The organism is Bradyrhizobium sp. USDA3516, from assembly GCF_057651995.1.
The window spans coordinates 142,156-163,680 of sequence record NZ_JBYGYN010000013.1 but is presented as its reverse complement, the minus strand read 5'-3'; the positions used below and the strand labels follow the sequence as shown (position 1 = coordinate 163,680).

Here is a 21,525-nt window from a genome sequence, read left to right as displayed (position 1 = left end):
CCTGCTCAATCATAACAAGTATCGGCGTCAAGGGCCCGCCTTGAGGCCTGCGCCGAGTGCCCCGGGGCAAGCATGCTATCATCGAGATCGTTGGTCTCTTCGGCCCGTGATCGTGAGTGTTACCAAATAGGGATCGTATGAACTCGCAAGAAATCGTCATCCACGTCCGCTTCGCCCCGAACGGGAGGGTGATACAAATCAGCGAGCGTCCGGCACAGCTCACGCCAGACCAATGGTTTGATGTCCTCAACACCCGTGCCAGCTCGGCTTATCGGCCACTCACTCGTGGCCGCGGGGTTTTTCGGCTGAGTCGGACTGCGGTCGATATCTTCAGGCAGGAAACTGCGAGGCCGAGATGAGCGAACAGCAAACCGGCGGGACCTGATGAGCGAATAGTAGGGCTTGGGCGTCTTTCCGGCCGATGCCATTGACCTGAAAGAAGCCGTGGGGCTGTTAGGCCGGTTGGGGACCGCTGATAGAAGCGAGAAGCCAACGACAGATCGCTTACTTCGGCAATACTTGCGAGGCGCGCCGCCCAAAGCAAAGGATCGTTGCAGAAGTGAACGTTGCACATCTGATGTGATACTTAGCTGACTTGGATCGAGAATAAGCGACGGGTGGATAAACAGATCGACATGACAGGAGCGAGCTTGAAATTGACTAATAGGCGGCGCCGGTACGCGCAGGTCCTATCGCGCTTCTTTGGCGACGACAACCACTATGGCGCCGGCTCATCGCGCCTGTTCCGCAAGCGCGACTGGGACTTATGGTGCGTTCAATCGTAAGAGACTACTGGGCATTACGTGCTCGCACCCCGCTTCTTCAGCATCAACAGAGGATAGGCGCATGAACTCAGAAGAAGAAATGGAGCTTCCGCAGCTGTATCGGCATCATGTCTTTGCCTGCAACACGCAGCGTCCACCAGGACATCCGCATGGCAGTTGCGGCGCCTCGGGCGCGCAAACCCTGTGGGATCGAATGGGCAAGGCGATCGAAGCGCAAGGCCTCAACGATATCGGTTTCACGATGGCGGGCTGCCTTGGGTTTTGTAACTCTGGTCCCTTGCTGGTGGTCTATCCCGGCGGAATCTGGTACCGCGTGACCACGCCTGAGGACGTTGACGAGATCGTCAAATCCCATCTCAAGCAGGGCAAACGTGTCGACCGCCTTGTGATGGTGCTCAAGCGAAGTTAGAGGCGTCCTGGCGACCACTTGACCGGACCCGCAAGCATGGACGGCGTGCTCGTCCAGGAGCTGCTCGGCCGCTCGGATCGTCTGAGGTTGACCGTCCAACCCGAGCTCCGGGTCGCTAACAGTAGGTCATTGACATGTGCGCGGCGCATCTCCTCTTCTGAGGCCAAATAGGCAAAGTTTGTCCTTTGCAACGCGCGCCCACGCAGTAATAGAATTATAACGCGCCCATATGTTCGTATCGTCACTTACGTGCCGCCCGATTCGTAGCTCACAGCGAGAGCAATGCTGGTAATGATTGTCTGCCTCTGGCCAGCTGACGCGGCGATGACGTGTCAGCTAGCTTCCCACTGCACACGATGAGGGTAGGAGACACGCTTGACGCGCTCGCAGCGTCCGAGTCGATAACGGAGTCTCCTTGACCCTGTTCTCGCCCTCAGAACCTGTAAGCGACGCCGCCGCTGACGAGCCATGGGTCGATATTGGCGCGCCCGGTGACGGCAACCGCATTGTTTACGGTCGCGGAGTACTCCGGCCGCAGCCACAGCTTCTTCACGTCCAGGTTGAGGCCCCAGTGACGGTCAAGCATATAATCGAAGCCGAATTGGACCGCCGCGCCGAATTGGTTTCTGATGTGTAGATCCGTGACGGTAAGACCGCCGAACGACAAATTGGCTGCCGATTGGTTGAAGAATGCAGTGTAGTTGATGCCCACGCCGATATACGGCTTTATCGGGCCGAAATCGGTGAAGTGATACTGAAGGGTTAGTGTTGGCGGCAATAGCCAGGCGGTGCCGATATCGAGCCCCGTGAGTGCGCCATTGCCGCTGATGTGATGGCGAGTCGCGCCGAGAACAAGTTCAGCGGCTACGTTTTCTGTGAAGAAGTAGGTGATATCGAGCTCTGGTATGGCTCGCTCGCTAAGCGAAAGCCCTGAACTCGGTGACGACAGCGATGGCGTTCCAGCAACGTTGACTGAGCTACCTGCGGTATCCGGCAGAACGCCGAGCACGCGCAGGCGGATCATCCAGGGACTGGAGGCCACAGTTGGAGGCGCTTTATAGTAGACCGGTGCCGGGCCCAGATCCGCACCTTGGACCGAATTGCTAGCCAACGAGCTCGCAAGCGCGAGGACCGATGCCCTCGTCAGAACTGCTAGTACTCTCATCTAAGTCTCCATTCCAAAACTCGCGCGAGCAGCCGCGCGAGATCTCTGTCACACATGATGAACGGAGTAGTATTTGATACCGATCAAAAACAAAGCGACCGTTAGCACAATTGTCCCGCTAAGTTGCATTAGGATCACGGCCACGAAACATGTTCTGTTTTGATCGTAATAATCCAGTAGTCAGTTTGAACGGACCCTTTGACGAATCTGCTTCGCGGCGTTGGCGCTCCGAGTCAAGGCAGGCCGCGGAGGTCGCGCGTGATAAAGGTTACAGAATGCGACTACGTCTCTCACACGTTACAAAGCGGCGAGCGCGGCACTCCAGTGCAATACCGGCGATGCCGCGCTACGAGCAATCACTCGCGCGCCGTCTTGGCGGAGGTTACCCGCGGTTACTTCGCGTGAAGCAAGCCCGAAGTGAAAAACCACATTGTTGCCTTGCTTGTTCGCTGGCAGGGACGCTCAGCGTCTTCACGCCTGCCGGCACGGCGTGCAGTGTCCTTCGTGCAAGCATAACTCGAGATCATCTTGCGTCTTGCCGCCAAGCAGCGACAGCGCTGGCTCACGATCGAGTCCGGCACTTCGTGCCCCGTCTACGTCGATCAGCGGTCGTCGTATCAGGAGCGGATCCCGTACCATCAATGCGAGTGCGCTTGCCGCGTCGAGAGCATCGGGATTGACTTCGCCTGACTTGATACGGGGCCCGGCTCGGTTGAACCAGGAGTTAACGGGCATATTGCGAAAGAAGCCGCGCAGTTCGTCCGCATGCCATGGCTGCTTCAAGATGTCTTTCACGACCACGTCATGGCCGGCGGTCTTGAGCGCTTGAATCTGGCGCGCGTTATTTGCGCAGCCGGGTTTCTGATAGACGATGATTGTCGCCATGGCCGACCTATGTAGGGGTGCTGAGCTGACCAAGTGGCAGGCCGCTGCGGCTCCCCGCGAGCCCAGTTGAAGTTCTTCGGTCAACCCCGATATCTGCGCACCAAGCGCCATTCCGCATTTGCAACACTCGCCGCTGGTCCGCCAGGTTTCCGTCCGGCATATTCATTCTCCCGAAATCGCTCGGGTTGCGAGAGGAACAGCAAGCTCCGTTCCACAATTGGAGAGATCGGAATAGATCCCGTGATGCCGGCTTTTGTCGTTGATGTTTGTGGTTGTTTGTTTGTTTTCCGACAGGCCGCAGAACCCGTCACATCCGCAACAGCCAACGATCACGCGCCGGCTGGTTGGCTTTTTTTATGTGTAATCAGAAGTTCAATGTGTGGTTCAGGCGCTGGCACGGCTGTTGCTAATGAGCTGCAGCAACACTGAGTGAGGGCTGAGTGCACGCCGACGCCCAAGGCGAGCGATGCGCTCCTTCCCTTGAACCCGTGTGCCCCCGCTTCTGTGAGAGAACCAAGCTCGCACAAGAAGCGCGCAACGTTTGGCAAATCGGTTGATGGAGAGCAACATGTCTTCACTGAGACAAATCGCGTTCTACGGCAAAGGCGGAATCGGCAAGTCCACCACTTCGCAGAACACGCTGGCGGCGTTAGCCGAGATGGGTCAGAAAATCCTGATTGTAGGATGCGATCCGAAGGCGGACTCGACCCGCCTGATTCTGCACGCCAAGGCGCAGGACACGATTTTGAGCCTTGCCGCGAGCGCCGGCAGCGTGGAGGACCTAGAACTGGAAGACGTCATGAAGGTCGGCTACAAGGACATTCGTTGCGTGGAGTCCGGTGGTCCTGAGCCAGGTGTCGGCTGTGCCGGCCGCGGTGTCATCACCTCGATCAATTTTCTGGAAGAGAACGGCGCTTACGAGAACATCGACTATGTCTCGTACGACGTGCTTGGCGACGTTGTTTGCGGCGGCTTTGCGATGCCAATCCGCGAGAATAAGGCGCAGGAAATCTACATCGTGATGTCCGGTGAAATGATGGCGATGTATGCCGCGAACAACATCTCCAAGGGCATCCTAAAATACGCGAACTCTGGCGGCGTGCGGCTGGGCGGTCTGATCTGCAACGAGCGGCAGACTGACAAGGAGCTGGAGCTAGCGGAAGCGTTAGCCAAGAAGCTAGGCACTCAGCTGATCTACTTCGTGCCGCGCGACAACGTGGTGCAGCATGCAGAATTGCGCAGGATGACGGTTCTCGAATATGCACCCGATTCCAAGCAGGCTGATCACTATCGCAATCTTGCAACCAAGGTTCACAATAATGGCGGCAAGGGCATCATCCCCACCCCGATCTCCATGGACGAGCTCGAGGACATGCTGATGGAGCACGGCATTATGAAGCCGGTGGACGAATCCATCATCGGCAAGACCGCCGCCGAACTCGCGGCCTCGTAAAGGCGCGCGACGGATGCCGGTCTCCTCAACGCCCATCCCGGGAGGCCGGCATTCTGACGAGCGACCCTGATCAAAACCAGGTTGCGGCGCGCAAACCTGACCATTGTGGAGACCCGCAAAGTTATGTCTGACGCGCACTTGCTTCCGTCGCTGGCTGCTTGTGCCGTTGATATCAACAGCCAGATGCATAGGGGAATTGCAACCTACCGCATGCTCACCGGTGTGCATCCTGCAGATGCCGATATTACCATTGACAGCAAATTCGATCGCCATGTCGTGGCGTCTATCCTGGCGGCTGCCACAATGGATGGTGGCTCCCTTCCCGAGAAGGCTGGCCTGTCCGGCCTTGAACTGGTGGCCTTGCTGGAGCAGTACTTTCCCACGCTTGAGATCAATCTCGCAAAGCAGCTTTCGGCTTTCAACTGCGAAGAGGACGACGAGATCGCAATGCTGCGCGATCTCTTGCTCAAGCAACGATCGACGGAAGGGGATATCGGCCGCTGGCTGGCTTCGATGATCGCGCGCCGCGCGATAGAGCCGGACCATCTGTGGGAAGCTCTCGGCTTGCGCAATCGTGGCGAACTCTCTCGGCTGCTGAGCCGTCATTTCGCGCCGCTCGCCGCGCGCAATTTCAACAATATGCGCTGGAAGCGCTTCTTCTACCGCATGATTTGTGAGAATGAAGGTCTCGTGATGTGCACAACACCCGTGTGCAATCAATGCAACGACTTCAACATCTGCTTCGGTGAAGAAAGCGGTGAGAGCCGGATGGCCGTGCGCCGGCGCGATTTTCTGTTGTAGGCGGCTCGGCCGGTGGTTGCCGGCGACTGGCCATCTGAACTGCCGCAAAAGTCCGCTATCGCCCAGTCATCCGAGAAAGCCTCGCCTGATTTGGTAAGCCGCGCGGGACGTCGAGCGCGCGGCTGGCGCCGGTTCCATGTGAGCGAGTGAACATGTGTTCAAGGCCGCGGCGGCCCCCAAGTCTCGGCGACAATTCTCACATCCTGGCGAGCCGCAATTGCTAACGTTCAACTTGACGTAACAACAGGCAAGGCGTCCGCTTCATGACTTGTCGCATTTGCGACAATTCATTTGCTCAAGAAGGTCGAGGGCGGAAGCGGTAGGGTCATCAATGGGTTGGCCGGTACGGCAGGCCGGCATGCTGTTTGCTGAATCGTAGGTAGGTCAAATAATGAGGAGCTGTCGCGTGAGCGCCGCCAGCACCCCCGCCAAATCGTTTCGGCCCGACCAGGTGCGCGCCAAGCCGACCGTGCTCAACGACACGACATTGCGCGACGGCGAGCAGGCACCTGGCGTTGCGTTCACCACAGAGGAAAAGCTGGCTATCGCGCAGGCGCTGGCGCGGGCCGGAATCACGGAGATTGAGGCGGGAACGCCGGCGATGGGCAACGGGGAGATCGCCGCCATCCGCGCCATTGTCGAAGCAGATCTTCCGGTGACCACCATAGGCTGGTGCCGGATGCGGGAATCTGATGTCGACGCGGCGATCGAAGCAAAGGTGTCCATGATCAATATGTCGATCCCGACCTCGGATGTCCAGATTGCGGCCAAGCTAGGTGGTCATCGCGGCCTGGCGCTAGAACGGGTGAAGCGATTGGTAGGCTATGCCCGTGAGCGCGGACTTGAGGTCGCCGTAGGTGGTGAGGACTCCTCCCGCGCCGAGGTCGATTTTCTCATCAGACTGATGGCGACTGCAAATCCGAAGGAGAAATTTTCGATGATCAGCTCATCCATGCCAGCCGGTATCCTGGATCGGCTCAGCAAGGCCTCGTCGGCAGAGGAGTTTTTCTCGCTGCTTGGCGTCGATTACGACCCCAAAATCGTGAATGTCGCGCGCCTTCACATCTTAAAGCGCATGGGACAATATTTTGCTGAAGAGCAATTTGCTGGCACCGAAGAGCCGGAAATCAGAGCTAGGTGCAAGGCGATACTGGAGCAAGCCTATGCAGATTTCGTGACATCGTCACCGATCGATCAGCGAGTGTTCAAGGTTTTGAAGGATGCCGTCGCAGACCCTAAGAAGGCCGCGGCCTTTGTCCCGTTGAGCGAGTTGGAGTGACGCTGTAAGCGAATTGCGACCGACCGGCGCCGAGGCGATCCGATATTGGGGCCTTCTCTTTCGTGCTCAACTATCTGAAGCAATGACCGGAGCGGCGGTTGTCGTATTCCCGACCCATGTCTGGACTGCTCGCGTCAAAGGTATCGGCCGTTCGTTGAATTGTGTCGCAGGACATTACTTTCGACTGGCTTTCAATGGTCTTTGCAACTGGTACGACACTTGCTGTTGTCCTGCCATCCAAGCCGACAGATGGCAGTCGACCGCATGAGTTTGAAGGAGGACCTATGATGCTGCTTTTACGACATGCTGAGATCTGCGCTACCATTCCGAGGCCCATAGTCGCGTTAGCTTCCTTGGATACGGGTTTTGACTCGATCAGAGCTCTGCAGCGTCGGTCAGATGCTGGTCAATGGTAAGTCGTCGCTTCGCGTTACTCCTGCAGTCGGTATGCATAACAACATCTGCATCAAAGCGGTCCTCGATCCCGCTCAGATCGGTGCCCATCCCTTGGCGGATGGGAACTGTGCCACGAACAGCGCCAGCTTCGGCCCATACGGAATGCTTTCGTTTGAGGGGTGGGATGGATTGCGTGACAGGAGTGTTGCCAGGATCGCCCTCGTTTTCGCCGCCAATCTGGAGTCGTTGGGCCGAACTGAGTCGCAGGTACTGCGCAGCGTACGAACTCGCCAACTCAGGTATCGAAGCTATCGGTTAGAATCACCACGGCGCCTTGCCGAGCCGCGGTGGCGCTCGTCGAACCCGGCGAGTAACGGTTCGGTTTGGCAGAGCCCTCCAAAATCAGTCGGACGGGTGCTTCTTTTGCGACGACGTGTATTGTTGTCCGGCCGGTCCAAGCACGCAGGCGGCGCAGAGCAGCCAGCCACTTGCTAACCGAAAGTGATCTTCAGTTGACGAAGCGAACAAGCAATCCGTGGCGCCGGCGCCCCTATCGTTGAGGAGGAATTTGAAAGTATGAGCAACGTCAGCAGAACGGCCATGCCAGCGGCCGCCGGCCGCGCAGCAGCCAAAAAAGAGCTGCCGGAGCGCTTTAAGGCGTACAAGCACGTCTGGGTCTTCGTCGAGCTTGAGCGTGGTCAAGTGCATCCCGTTTCCTGGGAGCTTATGGGTGCAGGGCGCGGCCTTGCCGACAGGCTAAAAGTGAATCTTGCCGCTGTGGTTATCGGTCCGGAAGGGCAGCACACACGTAACGCCGCGCTTGAAGCCTTTTGCTATGGCGCCGATCTGGCCTATCTCGTGAGCGACAATGTTTTATCGGATTACCGTAACGAATCCTACACCAAGGCGCTAACCGAGCTCGTCAACACCTACAAGCCCGAGATCCTGCTGTTGGGTGCGACGACGCTCGGTCGCGATCTGGCAGGTTCCGTGGCGACGACCCTGTCGACGGGGCTCACTGCCGACTGCACCGCGCTGCACGTCGACGCCGATGGGTCGCTTGCGGCGACGCGTCCGACCTTTGGTGGCTCACTGCTCTGCACGATCTACACCCTGAATTATCGTCCGCAGATGGCCACCGTCCGCCCGCGGGTCATGCCGATGCCTGAGCGTGTTGACCGCGATGCCGCTCGTATCGTCGTTCATCCGCTCGGCCTTTTCGAAGAGGATATTGTCACAAAAGTATTGTCATTCCTGCCCGACCGCGATGCACAAACGTCCAATCTGGCCTATGCCGATGTCGTGGTTGCGGGCGGCCTAGGACTAGGATCGCCTGAGAACTTCCGGTTGGTGCGCGAGCTCGCAACCCTGCTTGGGGCTGAATATGGCTGCTCGCGTCCTCTCGTGCAAAAAGGGTGGGTTACGTCTGACCGGCAAATCGGCCAGACAGGCAAAACCATCCGGCCGAAGCTCTATATTGCCGCCGGCATTTCCGGTGCGATCCAGCACCGGGTTGGCGTCGAGGGCGCGGATCTGATCGTCGCCGTCAATACTGACAAGAACGCTCCGATCTTCGACTTCGCCCATCTCGCGATCGTCAGTGATGCCATTCAATTGCTACCGACGCTGACGGCTGCATTCCGCGCGCGGCTTTTGCCAGAAGCGCGCGCCCGGATCGCGGTCTAGAGGAGATGAGCATGATTGAAGAGAAATTCGATGCGATCGTAGTCGGAGCCGGTATGGCCGGGAACGCGGCGGCATTGACGATGGCCAAGCGCGGCATGAAGGTGCTGCAGCTCGAGCGGGGCGAATATCCCGGATCGAAGAATGTGCAGGGCGCCATCCTATATGCCGACATGATGGAAAAGCTGATCCCCGAGTTTCGAGAGGAGGCGCCGCTCGAACGCCACCTGATCGAACAGCGGTTCTGGATGATGGACGACCGCTCCCATGTCGGCATGCACTACCGTTCGGAGGACTTCAACGAGGAGCGGCCGAACCGCTATACGATCATACGCGCTCAGTTTGACAAATGGTTTTCTTCCAAGGTGCGTGAAGCTGGTGCGATCGTGCTGTGCGAGACCACCGTCACCGAGCTCGTACGGGACGATCGTGAAAGGATCGTCGGTGTTCGTACAGATCGCAGAGACGGGGAAATACATGCCGACGTCGTCGTCCTGGCCGAAGGGGTCAATGGCCTGCTCGGCACGCGTGCAGGCCTACGCGCGCGCCCGACAGCCGAGAACGTTGCGCTCGCGGTTAAGGAAATGCATTTCCTGCCTCGCGAGACTATCGAGGCGCGCTTCAATCTCAGGGGCGATGAAGGCGTTGTGATCGAGGCGGCCGGCACCATTTCTCGTGGCATGACCGGGATGGGTTTCATCTACGCCAATAAAGAGTGTATTTCGCTCGGCATCGGTTGTCTCGTCGGCGACTTCCAGCACACCGGCCAAACGCCGTACGGACTGCTCGATCAATTCAAGAGGCATCCCTCTGTGGCGCCCCTGATAGCAGGATCCGAAGTCAAGGAATATTCGGCGCATCTCATTCCCGAAGGCGGTTACAAGTCGATCCCGCAGCTTTTTGGGGAAGGATGGGTCGTAGTGGGCGATGCGGCCCAGCTCAACAATGCCATTCATCGTGAGGGATCCAATCTCGCGATGACCTCCGGCCGTATCGCCGCGGAAGCGATAGGTCTGGTCAAATTACGCGGCGAACCGATGAGTGCAACAAATCTGTCAATTTACAAGAAGATGCTGGACGATTCGTTCGTCATCAAAGATCTGAGGAAGTACAAGGATTTGCCGCCCCTAATGCATACTCACTCCCAGAACTTCTTTCTCACCTATCCGCAGCTCATCTCCAAGGCGATGCAGAACTTTGTGCGCGTCGATGGTACGCCCAAGGCTGAAAAGGAGAAAGCGAGCCTGAAATCCTTTGTCAAGGCGCGGTCATGGTCAGGTCTGTTCGGCGATGCTTGTCGTCTTGCGCGGGCCTGGCGCTGACCGCAACGGTGTGAAGTCCAACAATGGAAGGCCAAAGCATGAGTTCCGAACCCGCGGTGCGCGTCGAAGACAAGCTGTATTACAACCGCTATCTTGTCGACGTCGGAAACCCTCACGTCAAGGTCCGTGCGCACACAACGCCATCGCCGCAGCTACTTGCACTTTTGAAAGTCTGCCCCGCGCGGTGCTACGAACTCACCGACAGCGGCCAAGTCGAGGTAGCGGTTGACGGCTGCATCGAGTGCGGTACCTGTCGGGTTATCGCTGAGCCGACCGGCGACATCCAATGGAGCCATCCGCGCGGCGGGTATGGTGTGCTGTTCAAGTTTGGGTGATTGTGAACGAACGGCCATCGGCGACCGAGGCTAGGCGATGGGAAGTCATCCTATCCGTGGCGCATCGCGTGTCATTTGCGGGACGGCGGGAATTCGACCACGACGCTCTTCATAAGGACGCTGCGCAACATGACTTGCCGACGTGCCCCGCCGTGAGGCTCGTTCGGGAGCCGCAAAGGCCTTGTTGTGGCGCCACTGCGTGGCGCCCCAACTGCGTTGATCGAATGGCAGAGTAGAGATCAGCCTCTCGCCTGAGCGGGGACGGGCCCAGCGGCCTCGATAGCGATCGCCACTGACTGCGTGATCGCAGCAAAGCGCACGGCGGTGTGTATCGCTTTGGAAGAGACGCCCGCGGCCCTCAGTGTCTTCTCATGGGCATCAATGCAGACGCCGCAACCATTTATGACGGAGACAGCAAGCGACCACAGCTCGAAATCTGTCTTGTCCACCCCGTGATTGCCGATCACGTCCATACGTAGCCGTGGCGGCATCGTCTTGTATTCCGGGTCGGAAACGAGGTGAGCGAAGCGGTAGTAGACGTTGTTCATTGCCTCCACAGTGGCGGCGGCCTTCGCTGCGGCGATCTCTACAGAGGTCATCACGGCGGACGCCGCGGATTCCAGCGCGGCCACCAGCGCTGCATTGCGGGTGGCAGCCGCACTCGCCAGCAGCAGCCCGTATTTTCGTTGCAGCGAAAACGTCTCATCGGACACCACTGAGATCAAGTTAAGCCGGACATCCTTCGCGAAATCGGGAATCCTTATTTGTTCGATCCACGACATGCTGCCTCAAGCAACTTTCAAGGTTTCGCCGCCGATTTCGCGGTTGCAGGGACAGAGCTCGCCGGTTTGCAGCGCGTCCAGAACGCGGAGCGTGTCCTTAGGACTGCGCCCCACACTGAGATTGGTCGCATAAACGTGCTGGATCGTGTTTTGGGGGTCAACAATGAAGGTGCAACGATAGGCGACCCCTTCGGGTGAACGCACCCCAAGACCATCGACGAGCATTCCCTTTGTATCGGCAAACTGCCAGATTGGTAGATTGTGCAGGTCGACATGCGAACGCCGCCAAGCAAGCTTGCAGAACTCGTTGTCGGTCGAACCACCCAGTACAACCGCATCCCGGTCAGCGAATTCCTTGGAAAGACTGGCAAATTCGGCGATCTCTGTCGGGCAGACGAATGTAAAGTCCTTGGGGTAAAAGAAGATAATCTTCCATTTTTCCGGAAAGCTCATTTCGGTCAGCGTCTGAAATGCACTCTGCCCTTCTTCTTCCTGCGCATGAAAACCGGGCTTCACGCCTGTGATGTCGAATGACGGCAACTGACTTCCAATTCCGAGCATGCTGTCCTCACAAACTTGCTTCTTGTAGATCGTGACCTCACTGATGGAGCAAACTATATGCCACCCGTTCTTAGGTCCGGAATGGGTGCAACAAGGCCAGCCCAGCGGCTTGGATCCGGGCATGCTCGCGCGCTTGGTGGCTCGATCAGCACTAAGCTGACGGTCATCTAAAGCACCAAAGATCGCACAAGGCGTTGGGGCCAATCTGCAAAACACCGCTATACGTCAGCAGAGCAATAGCGACGGTCGCGCTGCCTTTGAGCTCGACGGCACGCGGGCGCTGGTCAGGCGCTTGGCGGGAAGATGGCAGACCTAAACCGTAGCGGTCTCGTCATTTGACCAGCAGGCACTGCAAAGCCGACTATGGACTTAATGTCGGCTTGCGTTATTTAGCGCGCGCGACGTCTCGCCATTGAAGGTCCACAATCGGTACATTTGCAAGACATCAAGGTGGCCAGCAGCGGACGCCGTAGCTAAGGTGGCTTCCGAAATGGCGAAGAGTTCGATGGACGATCGCGGAGCCGACCTGCTCGGCGGCCCCACTGTCACGTTAAGGTCGGCCGATATCGTTGTAACCAAAAAACCGCAGCTCGGGTTGAAGGCCCGGCCGCGTGGCACGTCAAGGCAGCAGCGTGCCAAGTCCGCGGTGAGGCTCGCCAGTCGGCAGTTCACGAGCGCTTCGCAATAGGACCGATCGCCTCCCCATCAGCAAATTCGCCAAAAGAACGAGAAGCAGCTGGTCGGGCCGAGGGCTGCGGCCTCGGCAAGCCTGTTTATATCAAGACAGAACATTGCTCTGCTGCCGGGTGGTTGCGAAATTGAGATCTTTTCTCCCCTGGCAACATCGATTGCGAGTATCATCTGCGTGCCATTTGCTCGCCTCGACTGTCGCTGCACCAGCTGCCGATGCGTACGTTTTGGTGCGCGACGTCCTGAGCCAGATCGGTCAGTAGCCGATCGAGATCGCTTTTAAGGCAAAGAGATACCCGGAACATTATTCGGATTATCTTATGTAGACCGTCGATCACGGCCGGGATCTTGTTGGTGTTCTTCTCGCATCGGGGCATAGCTGTCGAAGGTGCTCATGCGAATGTGGCAGGTGTTGCAAGCAACCGCTCGGCAACCCGAGCGGAACGGCGCGCGCGACCTCCGCGAATACTTCCCCTCCATTGCTAAGCCGTAGCGCATCAAAGGAGCGGCGTGTGATGCGCGCCAAAAGCGGCACGCCAGATCGGCCGGTTTCAAGGGTCAGAACCAAGGTGACCTCAGCCTCGCCGTGCGGCAGAGAGGCTTTTATGCGTGCTGGAAAAACATTGAGGATAGAGCTTGCTCGCCGTGGCTCGCGCGCGATGCTGACGTCGTCGGCAGCGATGCGTAGCCGCAGCTGCGCCCCCGGTGTAAGCGGCACTCCAGGTATCAGAAAGCGCACAGCTTTGAGGCGAAGCTTGATAAGCCCATAGCGCCCGTCATAGCCGCCGACCGTAGTATCAAGACAGACTGCCGCTTCGCCGCGCTTGGCAAGCGCCGAATCACTCTGAAGGACACTGAGCGGACCGGCCGTAGTCACGGCGCCATCCTTCATCATGACGAGATGATCGGCAAAATGCTCGATGTCAGCGATGTCATGGCTGAAGTAAATCATCGGCAATGGAAGCGTTTGCCGCATGCGCTCGAGAAAGGGCAGGATCTCGCGTTTGGCCGAGCGGTCGAGCACAATGAGTGGATCGTCAAGCAAGACTAGCCGAGGCTGGCCCAGCAGCGCACGGCCAAGAGCGAGTCGCAGTCGCTCCGCTCCGGAAAGAAGTGATGGCAAACGCTCGAGCAGTGGCGCCAAGGCGAGCAATTCGACCACACCATCAAAATCGATCAGTGTCGGTTCCGATTTGGACGCGTTGTATAAGAGTATGCGTCGGACAGACAAATGAGAAGAGAGAATCGGTAAGCGAAATACATATGCGACGTGACGCAGATGAGGCGGTCGAAATATAGTCTCATCCTGCCAGATCTCCCCGTCAATTGCACAGAATCCATTCGGCAGGCGCTGGACCCCAGCGATGCAGCGCGCGAGCGTAGTTTTGCCGCACCCGGGGGGACCAGAAATCGCTGTGACGCCTTTGGCTGGTACGCTGAATTGCGTATCTAGCGGAATACTTCCGAGAGAGCCGTTGAAGGCAACTTCGATACAGCCCTTTTTGGCTTCTCTAATGAAGCTTCGCATGTTCTGCATCTTCTCATCTAAATCAGGAGGCCAATGGCAGCAGTGGAGCTGATGGCCATGCTTTCGACGATGCCGTTTATGGCGCGGCAGCACGGCGTTTCCGCTCACGTGAGGAGCCTTGGGTGGGAGGGCGGACTGCAGATTTGTATCAAGCTCTTGTTAGCAGCTCCGCGCCGCTAGGAGTGTGGCAACCGGACGTTGCCCGCTGCGCTTGCCAATCAGAGGTAAAGCGCCATTCCAGCAGCGCAAGGTTGTCAGTCTGCTTGGCGGGCCGAGGGCTTCTAATGAATGTTGGAATGGCGCGGCTTGAAAGGCTTGGCAGTGAAGCTGTCGGAACACGCCGGAGCCGGATACTGGCTCGGGGCCAGAATTCGGCATCACGGATCCCACAGCTTTCCGAGCCGATTTGAAATTTGCGTCGGTCGTCACAATGTTGGCCTTTGCACTCTCAGGTGCGAGTAGCAGCAAGGCTAGGTCGATCAGGATGAATCGAATAAACCTCATTGGAATCCCGCCTCCGCCGCGACCGCTTTCTTCGCGGCAACTTGCTGATCCTTACCCAGCAATCGGCGTGCCGTTTTAAGGAATATCTGGCCGGCTATTTGCCAAGGGAGGCTTTGCATCGGCCTCCACCCTGCGTCTTAAATCGCTGCATCGTATTGTAGGACCTTGGACGTTCAACGTCGCCAACCGTACATGCAGGAGCTATGAGATGGCACCTGAGGGTGAACCATGCCTCTCGCGTTGGAGATGGTGCTTCGGCGAATGTGCGGCCACGCGTCGGTGATGCACAAGTCCCTGCCTCCGGCCGACGCACCTGCGCGAAGGGAGGTCGGCAGCCGCTCGCTGGTAAAAAGCGCTGATATGAGACGATATCCGCCGCCCGCTCGCTCAAAGTGCTTGAATCGATCGTAACGTCAGGATGTAGGCATTGCGAAGCAGAACGCCGTATTGGAGCCAACATCGGCACACAAGCGCTAAACGGCCGATCTCCGTGTGATCCCGGTCTTCGCAATGCGTGTTGCGCCTAGCGGTACGATGATTTCCGAGCGCCGGTATCATTGCGGCGCCCGGAACAGCAAGCCAGTGGCTGCCGAGGCGCTGCAATCCGGTAAACAGATCAGCCTGGCGGGGCAAAGAAAAAAGCAGTGAAGTATATGCGGTTTAAGAGAGGTTTGGTGAATCAAGCGCGACGAATAGGCGGGACTTGCAATGCGCATCGCTATGCAGCCGTCTTTGCTACGATCGCGATAGCAGCGAGCTGGTGCACAGGATACGCTTGCGCGCGAGATCGTCGGGCCGAGGAAGTGTTAGTGTCGTGCAAACCAGACGTGATCCGCTTCTGTGACCGCTTTACAGGCCGCAACGAAGCTGACGTGGCGATGTTTTGTCTAACAGAAAATTTCAAAAATTTACGCCGCGAATGCCGACGCGTTATGCCGACCGCCGCCGCGGGCAGAAACGACCGGTCGAGACAATCTCTCAACAAGCGTCCAGTAGGCCTTTATCGAGAGTGAGGCACGGCAATTGCGAACTCGAACAATAGTGAGATGTTCGGCCTGACCGGGCCTCCGGCTTTGGCCAGCTCGGTGGTTGCAAGTTGATCGGACTGGAGCATCAGCCTGCCGACGCGCGGCTCAACTATCTGAGGACTGATCCGCGGACCAATTGGCAGCAGTCGCGCTTTAATCAGCGCTGCAGCCATTCGGCGACTTCGAGGCTTTCGTGATTCGCGGTAACGGGTCCGATCGACAACTGTGTCAGCTGAGGGAGGAGGAATTGCCGGGATATATGCTGTAAATCCGTACTCCGCACCAAGCTAGACTGTTTGTGGCCGGCGATTAGGTGCTTTTGGGCAGGGGCTATGGGGTAGTAACAGGCAAAAGAGTCGCCCGAATATTTGCGTTGGAGGGTTGTTTCATTGCGGTTTCCCTTGGCTTCTCAGCTTGGGACTACCTTGGGCTGGACTGCCGGGTTCAAGGTAAACAAAGTGAGGTAGCAAAACCGCTTTTGTTAGCCGCTGATCGACTTCTCGAGGCATCCGCTTGATGCCATTGCGGCGTTCTCGATGGGCGCTTCAGGGGAGTCGCTTCGCCCGATCGTGGTGCTCTTGACCGAATACACTTTAGAGCTCAGGGCTAATGGGAACGCCGTCGACAGAAGTCTCTCAAAGGCAGAAAGCTGTTCATGCAGACGCTTCTCAACGGCCTCCCGCTGCGCGCCAGGCAGTTCAGTGCCAAGTGATCGACGGCAACGCCAGATTTCGTTTCGCAACCATCTGATCTCATTTAACGTATCATCAATCGAAGTCATCACAGATATTCGTTCCTGGAGTATCAAGCATGACGATCGTCTGAGCGGCCGTTGCTTGGCTCCGCATTTCTGCCGAATAGTTCAGCCGACGCCCGCCCGTTCGTCCCCGGAGGCGGCGAGCAAGATATGTGCAACTCTTGCCGGTCAATATCACCCTACATCGGGCGTGTGACGGCAAATCGCGGCAGAATTCGCGGTTTCACGGCGTCCCAATCGTGTGTCCTGCACAATTTCAGCGCTCCACAAGATCGGTTGGCCGACGGGCAGTTAAGTAGATCCGGCCTGCTATAGGCATGCACAATCGCCTACCCTAAACAATCTACGGGCGAGGTGGAACTTATCAACAACATGGGAAAGTCATGAGAACGAACTTTGAGGAGGGCAGCGATCCACGGCATGCGCCAGCTGATCAAAGAAGCGAACGCGGTTGCGGTTGGTAGTACAAGACAAAATGTCGATGGACGCAGGGTCGAGGCAGTTGAGCATTCCACAGACGGTCAATGCCGTCGACATCCGCTGCGCACCCCTCTGAAGATCGATTGAATAGCTTGGATCGCACGCTGCACCAGGTTGTACCGTTGCTGATGCGTAAAAGATCAAGGCTCACATGGCAGGCGTTGACGTCCCATCCCAAACGGAGATCACGACGACGACCTGCTAGTTTCCAGTTTGCTTGCCTGCGGGCGATGGCCGGGAAAGCCATTTAAGATGGACGGCACGGAGCGCCCGGCCGGCATCATCAGTACACTTGCCGGTTGGAGCGGCGAGACAGCGTCGATGATGGAATGAAGCGGGCATTAAAATGTGTGTGACCCAGCCAAGCCCCGTCTTTCCATCGCGCCGGGATCCGTCAGCTTACCGACAGCTAACTTTCGTATCATGAACGTCGCTACTCGCTTGCAGGCTCGGCTCAAAGGGCGCAGATCTCGCAGGCGAGACCGGGGCAGATTCCGATATCAACCGATCTGCGAGCGACACGTCGCCTCGTTCGCTGCACTGCTTGCAGTTGCGCGGCGCTACTTGCGCAGGCGTATTCGCGTCAGTCGTGCGGAACTGCCCGGTTGTGGGATTGCACCTCATTTCGGTTGGCCGGTGGAGCGTCAGCCATAGTGGGGGATTACCAGTTGTAAGATGCGCCGCCCCGGCGCGTTCGCTCCATTTTGACACGCAAGAAACGATATCGATGAACGCAGAACAGCTCGGGGCTGGTGCTCCTTCCGCAACTTCCGATTCAGAAAGCTCCGAACCCGGCTCCGCCGCCGCATCGCAGTGGGGCGAGGCGTTGAGGGACATGCACGGGTCCGGCGCCGAGGGGGCCGCCCGGCCCGAGTTGCTGGCCGACTGGGCTGCCGAAGACGGGCAGGGGCAACATGAGGATCGGCAACTGGCAGTAAGTCGAACGAGAGCTTGGCGCGGTACGGGTGATCTCAATGAGCTGCTAGATCTATCGTCCCTCTCCCTGACCGCCTTATCTGCGCCCATTCTGGCCGGAGTGCGCCGCCTGAATGTCGACAACAATCAGCTGGCAAGTCTGCCCGAACGCCTTCCAGAAACGCTTCAGGAGTTGGACGCGAGCGGTAACCGCCTGACCCACCTGCCCCGCCTTCCAGCCGGGCTGCAGAGTCTGAACGTCGATCACAATCAGTTGGCGAGCCTGCCCGAGCCTCTCCCGGCCGCGCTCGAATGGCTCAGCGCCAGCTACAACCGGCTGACCAGACTGCCTGAGACGGTCCCGCACCATCTGATATGGTTCGGTGCCAGCGACAATCTGCTGACCAACGTGCCCGAGACTCTGCTGACGCAGCTAGGCGGTGAGTCGAGCGTTAATCTGGAGAATAATCCGCTCGCCGATTGGGTGCAGGCCTGCCTGGCAGAAGCGATGCATGCCGGACACTATGCCGGCCCTCAGGTTTTCTTCTCGATTACCCCTGGAGCGGTGCAACTTCAGCCGCGGTCCCTGCAAGAGGTCGCCGCGGACTGGCTTGAGGGCGAGCCGACGGCAATGTCCACTTGGCAGCACTTCGCCCATGAGGCGGGGGCCGCGGACTATGCACGCTTCCTCGACCGGCTCCGGGGCACCGTGAACTACCATCATGAGGCGTTCCGTCAGGCGGTTGCTGATGACCTGCGGCAGGCAGCTGTCAGGCCGCGTTTGCGTGAGCAGTATTTCGAATTGGCTTCGGGAGCGAACGCGAGCTGCGAAGATCGCATTACTTTGGTCTGGAACGGCATGCAGACTGCACGCCTGAACGCTGATGTCGAGGACGGCGTCTATGACGGGCGACTGGGCGAATTGCTCCAGAACGGCCGCGTCATGTTTCGCTTGGAAGCGCTTGATAGGATCGCGCGCGAGAGGGTCAATTCACTTCGTCGTGCCGATCCCGACGTCGATGAGATCGAGGTCTACCTTGCCTATCAGACCCGGCTGCGGGACGCCCTGGAGCTGCGGCACACGGCTCCTGACATGCGCTTCATAAATGTCTCTCACGTGACCGAGGGGGATGTGGCCAGGGCCGAGGTATTAGTGCGGGAGCAGGAGGCGGCGGAATTTCCGGACTATTTGGCAGCGCGCTGGCAACCATGGGAAAGCGTGGTGAGGCGCATCGCACCCCAAGACTATGCTGACATGCAGGAGCGGCTCCTCGACGCGATGGGCGTACAGTTTGAAACCCGCTTGGATGAGCGGCTGGCCGAGCATGGTCTGACAGGCGATGCCGATGCCGAACGGGTCCTCGGCGCCCAGATACGAGACGAGATCGCCCGCGAGATCAAAGGCGCGGTCATGCATCAGGTGCTCGGCAAATTCGGCCTGAAGCTATGAGCGCTCCCGAAGGAAGACCTCGTCGATCCGGCTAATCGCTCACAAAGTCAAGGCGGTCATGGTTACTTCGAGGATGGGGCTGTCTGCATCAGCCATGGCGAATGAGCTGCTGTCGATTGCCCCTCGCGCTGTCCGTGCGCACGATTGTAAGGATGGAGATCCAAGCGGAAAAGTCGTATACGCGCAATGCGTTCGCGACGAACGCCATTGAAGTCAGCGGTCAACGAACCACTCATAGGCCGGACGAACAGATGGTGATCAGGCCGAACTCTTAAGTAGCCCTTGTGCAACGTAGGCTATCGATATCCGTTCCCCGTCGACGGTCAGACCTTCGCAGCGTCACATTCGAATCCAGCTCGCGAAACATGCTGTAATTGCGTCGAATCCATTGATGCAGCTCGGTGGACCAATCCTTCTCGTCGCGCAGATATCCAGTGAAGGAAAAGCTAAGCCGGTCTATATATCGTTTAAGGAACAGGGGAAGTGCGGAAATCCGAATCACCCGCTCGTGATCCATCACTTCCGGTAATTCGCCACGCAGCACGAATTCATTGTGGACGGTGACCAGCGACGCCGGCGGAATTCGCCGCCGTAGCATTTCATAAGCGCGAAAGGAGATGCGGTCTGCTCCCGCGACGAAGAGGATGATAGGGGCGACATAGCAGCGCGCTGTCTCCTTCATGAAGCCAATTTCCTCGCACATCTTGAAGAATTCGTCGAAGACGTGAAAGCCGAGGTCAATTACCTTGGGTACCCGATCGTGGATGATCAGAGGGTCCATCAGCTGCATCTTGCCGTAAGTGTCGATCACATCAGCGGTCTCCGTAATGTTGGGGAGATAGTCGAGCAATGAAGGCTCTTTCAAGTTGACATCGAACGATAGCGCTGTGCCGTTTTTCAGCAGCAAGAACTCGCTCATCGCCCGAGCGATGAGGGTTTTACCGACCTGCGGGCTAGGAGAGCAGATGATGTAGATGGGGGTCGCTAACATAGCCAGCAGATCAATTTCGTTCCGTATGTAGGCCCGACCGGAGCTCGCCGGATATGCCGCTACTTTTCGCCGGCCCGGGTGGCGGACTTGGCCCCCGCCAATTCCGTCAAGTTGATGCGATCAAATTCGCTCCAGACATTTGCCAGCCAGTGCCGGACATAGCCGCGCAGGACGAAGGAGTTGTTCGCGGGTTCATCGTTGCGTCCCTTGTTTGCCACGAAGTCTATGAATGGGACGGATGCGACTTCCACCTGCTCATAGGCCATCTCGTTGAGCTTCGGTATGGTCAACTCAGTCGCATGTTTGATGCGGTGAAAATAGGAATTATAAGTCGCTTGATCCCACTGGAAAAATTGAGTGTCGTTGATGAAGTTCTTGACCAGGTAGTACTTTGCGCCGCTCATGAAAGTCGCGGTTTCCGCGATCTCGTCTAGCGAAGCGATGGATGATCCCAGGATGTGGAACACGGCAAATGTGATCTGGCCCGACCGTGCTGAGTCCAGAAAGCCGATGTCGCGCAAGGAAGCCAACGCAGAGGACAGTAGGCCTGCCCGAGCATCGATGACGGTGACGGATAGCCCTGAGTTCAAGGTATCGAAGATCTTCATCTGGTCCGCCGTCGTGGTCATATCGACGATCTCAGTGATCTCGGGATAGAAGCGCTTCAGCGTTCCGCGGGGCGACTCTGTGTCGAAGGCGCGTGTTTGCACGTTGTTGACGCTGAAGTAGTCCAGTAGCGTTCGTGATACGGTCGTCTTGCCGACTCCTCCCTTGTCCGCACCGACCACAATTACAACTGGCTTAACCATCAACATCTCCTGAGACACTCGTTATTGCCGCGCGCAAGGTGCGCAATCGGCACGTCTCTGCTTTTGGGTGCGATCATGGCAGAAAGAAGGGGCAATGAACCTTCGATGCTGGAGCTCTGCAACTGATAAACGTTTTCAACATTGAGCGAGTAACATCGTCCGATGATGCAAGCCGGAGAATGGGACTAATCGCTTGTATTGGTGATCTACGTCAGGTTTGTGGGCAATTGGAATGCGCGGGCAAGAATCAACTGTCCGCCTGTTGTGATCGTTGTAACGACATAGGTTATCCATAGATGCCGTTGCTGTTGTTACTACTTTTCATGAAGCGACGGAAACTAACGTGGCGTCAGATTGGGAACTCGGCAGATCAAGGCGATGCGACGCGGTGCGCCTATGGCTTGGCAGACCACAAAGGTCTGCTGGATCAGATGGTCGTCTTTTCGGCAAAGAGCGAACCGGCTGGTTAATTTCTGAAAGATGATCCTGAACGACCGAGCTCTCACTCTGCTGATGA

The 21,525-nt window shown here is 57.6% G+C and carries 16 protein-coding genes and 1 pseudogene; 9 read left to right on the top strand and 8 right to left on the bottom strand.

The features are described from left to right. The first annotated feature begins 846 nt into the window (after window positions 1-846). A complete protein-coding gene (locus AC24YW_RS32715; RefSeq protein WP_487486565.1) occupies window positions 847-1,194 on the top strand; it encodes a (2Fe-2S) ferredoxin domain-containing protein in 348 nt (115 codons plus the stop codon). Between the two features lie 433 nt (window positions 1,195-1,627). Here AC24YW_RS32715 and AC24YW_RS32710 read toward each other — a convergent pair whose 3' ends face one another. Together AC24YW_RS32710 and AC24YW_RS32705 are read right to left on the bottom strand one after the other, a co-directional pair. Beyond that, window positions 1,628-2,359: an OmpW/AlkL family protein gene (locus AC24YW_RS32710; RefSeq protein WP_487486564.1), complete on the bottom strand. Its 732-nt coding sequence runs from the start codon at window positions 2,357-2,359 to the stop codon at window positions 1,628-1,630. 471 nt (window positions 2,360-2,830) lie between these two features. Further along, window positions 2,831-3,244: an ArsC/Spx/MgsR family protein gene (locus AC24YW_RS32705; RefSeq protein ID WP_487486563.1), complete on the bottom strand. Its 414-nt coding sequence runs from the start codon at window positions 3,242-3,244 to the stop codon at window positions 2,831-2,833. Window positions 3,245-3,812: 568 nt separating this feature from the next. On the opposite strand from AC24YW_RS32705, the gene nifH reads away from it, so the two are divergent. The 7 genes and pseudogenes from nifH to AC24YW_RS32670 all read left to right on the top strand — a co-directional run bounded on the left by nifH (window position 3,813) and on the right by AC24YW_RS32670 (window position 10,513). Next, window positions 3,813-4,697, top strand: a complete 885-nt coding sequence (gene nifH / locus AC24YW_RS32700) for a nitrogenase iron protein (protein ID WP_027571409.1) — start codon at window positions 3,813-3,815, stop codon at window positions 4,695-4,697. A 123-nt stretch (window positions 4,698-4,820) separates the two neighbouring features. Continuing rightward, the gene (locus AC24YW_RS32695) at window positions 4,821-5,498 is read left to right on the top strand and encodes a nitrogen fixation protein NifQ (RefSeq protein WP_487486562.1); all 678 of its coding nucleotides are present in this window, start codon (window positions 4,821-4,823) and stop codon (window positions 5,496-5,498) included. A 391-nt stretch (window positions 5,499-5,889) separates the two neighbouring features. Beyond that, window positions 5,890-6,414 (top strand): annotated as a pseudogene (locus tag AC24YW_RS32690) (beta/alpha barrel domain-containing protein); the annotation flags it as partial. A 21-nt stretch (window positions 6,415-6,435) separates the two neighbouring features. Further along, entirely contained in the window at window positions 6,436-6,777 is a 342-nt protein-coding gene (gene nifW / locus AC24YW_RS32685) for a nitrogenase stabilizing/protective protein NifW (RefSeq protein WP_487486642.1), read from the top strand. Window positions 6,778-7,749: 972 nt separating this feature from the next. Beyond that, window positions 7,750-8,859, top strand: coding sequence for an electron transfer flavoprotein subunit alpha/FixB family protein (locus tag AC24YW_RS32680; protein WP_487486561.1), 1,110 nt, complete (start codon window positions 7,750-7,752; stop codon window positions 8,857-8,859). Window positions 8,860-8,870: 11 nt separating this feature from the next. Beyond that, window positions 8,871-10,178: an FAD-dependent oxidoreductase gene (locus AC24YW_RS32675; protein WP_487486560.1), complete on the top strand. Its 1,308-nt coding sequence runs from the start codon at window positions 8,871-8,873 to the stop codon at window positions 10,176-10,178. A gap of 38 nt (window positions 10,179-10,216) precedes the next feature. Then, window positions 10,217-10,513 carry a ferredoxin family protein gene (locus AC24YW_RS32670; RefSeq protein WP_172787725.1) on the top strand — a complete coding sequence of 99 codons (297 nt, stop codon included), beginning with the start codon at window positions 10,217-10,219 and terminating at the stop codon, window positions 10,511-10,513. A 239-nt stretch (window positions 10,514-10,752) separates the two neighbouring features. Here AC24YW_RS32670 and ahpD read toward each other — a convergent pair whose 3' ends face one another. The 4 genes from ahpD to AC24YW_RS32650 form a co-directional block, all read right to left on the bottom strand. Next, the gene (gene ahpD, locus AC24YW_RS32665) at window positions 10,753-11,295 is read right to left on the bottom strand and encodes an alkylhydroperoxidase, AhpD family (protein ID WP_487486559.1); all 543 of its coding nucleotides are present in this window, start codon (window positions 11,293-11,295) and stop codon (window positions 10,753-10,755) included. A gap of 6 nt (window positions 11,296-11,301) precedes the next feature. Further along, window positions 11,302-11,856 (bottom strand): peroxiredoxin, encoded by a 555-nt coding sequence (locus tag AC24YW_RS32660; RefSeq protein WP_487486558.1) that lies wholly within the window; start codon window positions 11,854-11,856, stop codon window positions 11,302-11,304. Window positions 11,857-12,880: 1,024 nt separating this feature from the next. Then, window positions 12,881-14,074, bottom strand: coding sequence for a molybdenum ABC transporter ATP-binding protein (gene modC, locus AC24YW_RS32655; RefSeq protein WP_487486557.1), 1,194 nt, complete (start codon window positions 14,072-14,074; stop codon window positions 12,881-12,883). 2,013 nt (window positions 14,075-16,087) lie between these two features. Next, the gene (locus AC24YW_RS32650) at window positions 16,088-16,387 is read right to left on the bottom strand and encodes a hypothetical protein (protein ID WP_487486556.1); all 300 of its coding nucleotides are present in this window, start codon (window positions 16,385-16,387) and stop codon (window positions 16,088-16,090) included. 1,183 nt (window positions 16,388-17,570) lie between these two features. On the opposite strand from AC24YW_RS32650, the gene AC24YW_RS32645 reads away from it, so the two are divergent. Then, a complete protein-coding gene (locus AC24YW_RS32645) occupies window positions 17,571-19,208 on the top strand; it encodes an NEL-type E3 ubiquitin ligase domain-containing protein (protein WP_487486555.1) in 1,638 nt (545 codons plus the stop codon). Between the two features lie 271 nt (window positions 19,209-19,479). On the opposite strand, the gene AC24YW_RS32640 is transcribed toward AC24YW_RS32645, so the two are convergent. Together AC24YW_RS32640 and AC24YW_RS32635 are read right to left on the bottom strand one after the other, a co-directional pair. Next, entirely contained in the window at window positions 19,480-20,199 is a 720-nt protein-coding gene (locus AC24YW_RS32640; RefSeq protein ID WP_487486554.1) for a hypothetical protein, read from the bottom strand. Between the two features lie 59 nt (window positions 20,200-20,258). Next, on the bottom strand, window positions 20,259-21,008 hold the full coding sequence (locus tag AC24YW_RS32635) for a P-loop NTPase family protein (protein WP_109145653.1): 750 nt from the start codon (window positions 21,006-21,008) through the stop codon (window positions 20,259-20,261). Window positions 21,009-21,525: the final 517 nt, after the last annotated feature.

Bases quoted from the DNA above. Each gene is read 5' to 3' on its own strand.
- AC24YW_RS32715 (WP_487486565.1), top strand. From the start codon at position 847: ATGAACTCAGAAGAAGAAATGGAGCTTCCGCAGCTGTATCGGCATCAT.
- AC24YW_RS32710 (WP_487486564.1), bottom strand. From the start codon at position 2,359: ATGAGAGTACTAGCAGTTCTGACGAGGGCATCGGTCCTCGCGCTTGCG.
- AC24YW_RS32705 (WP_487486563.1), bottom strand. From the start codon at position 3,244: ATGGCGACAATCATCGTCTATCAGAAACCCGGCTGCGCAAATAACGCG.
- nifH (WP_027571409.1), top strand. From the start codon at position 3,813: ATGTCTTCACTGAGACAAATCGCGTTCTACGGCAAAGGCGGAATCGGC.
- AC24YW_RS32695 (WP_487486562.1), top strand. From the start codon at position 4,821: ATGTCTGACGCGCACTTGCTTCCGTCGCTGGCTGCTTGTGCCGTTGAT.
- nifW (WP_487486642.1), top strand. From the start codon at position 6,436: ATGATCAGCTCATCCATGCCAGCCGGTATCCTGGATCGGCTCAGCAAG.
- AC24YW_RS32680 (WP_487486561.1), top strand. From the start codon at position 7,750: ATGAGCAACGTCAGCAGAACGGCCATGCCAGCGGCCGCCGGCCGCGCA.
- AC24YW_RS32675 (WP_487486560.1), top strand. From the start codon at position 8,871: ATGATTGAAGAGAAATTCGATGCGATCGTAGTCGGAGCCGGTATGGCC.
- AC24YW_RS32670 (WP_172787725.1), top strand. From the start codon at position 10,217: ATGAGTTCCGAACCCGCGGTGCGCGTCGAAGACAAGCTGTATTACAAC.
- ahpD (WP_487486559.1), bottom strand. From the start codon at position 11,295: ATGTCGTGGATCGAACAAATAAGGATTCCCGATTTCGCGAAGGATGTC.
- AC24YW_RS32660 (WP_487486558.1), bottom strand. From the start codon at position 11,856: ATGCTCGGAATTGGAAGTCAGTTGCCGTCATTCGACATCACAGGCGTG.
- modC (WP_487486557.1), bottom strand. From the start codon at position 14,074: ATGCGAAGCTTCATTAGAGAAGCCAAAAAGGGCTGTATCGAAGTTGCC.
- AC24YW_RS32650 (WP_487486556.1), bottom strand. From the start codon at position 16,387: ATGACTTCGATTGATGATACGTTAAATGAGATCAGATGGTTGCGAAAC.
- AC24YW_RS32645 (WP_487486555.1), top strand. From the start codon at position 17,571: ATGAACGCAGAACAGCTCGGGGCTGGTGCTCCTTCCGCAACTTCCGAT.
- AC24YW_RS32640 (WP_487486554.1), bottom strand. From the start codon at position 20,199: ATGTTAGCGACCCCCATCTACATCATCTGCTCTCCTAGCCCGCAGGTC.
- AC24YW_RS32635 (WP_109145653.1), bottom strand. From the start codon at position 21,008: ATGGTTAAGCCAGTTGTAATTGTGGTCGGTGCGGACAAGGGAGGAGTC.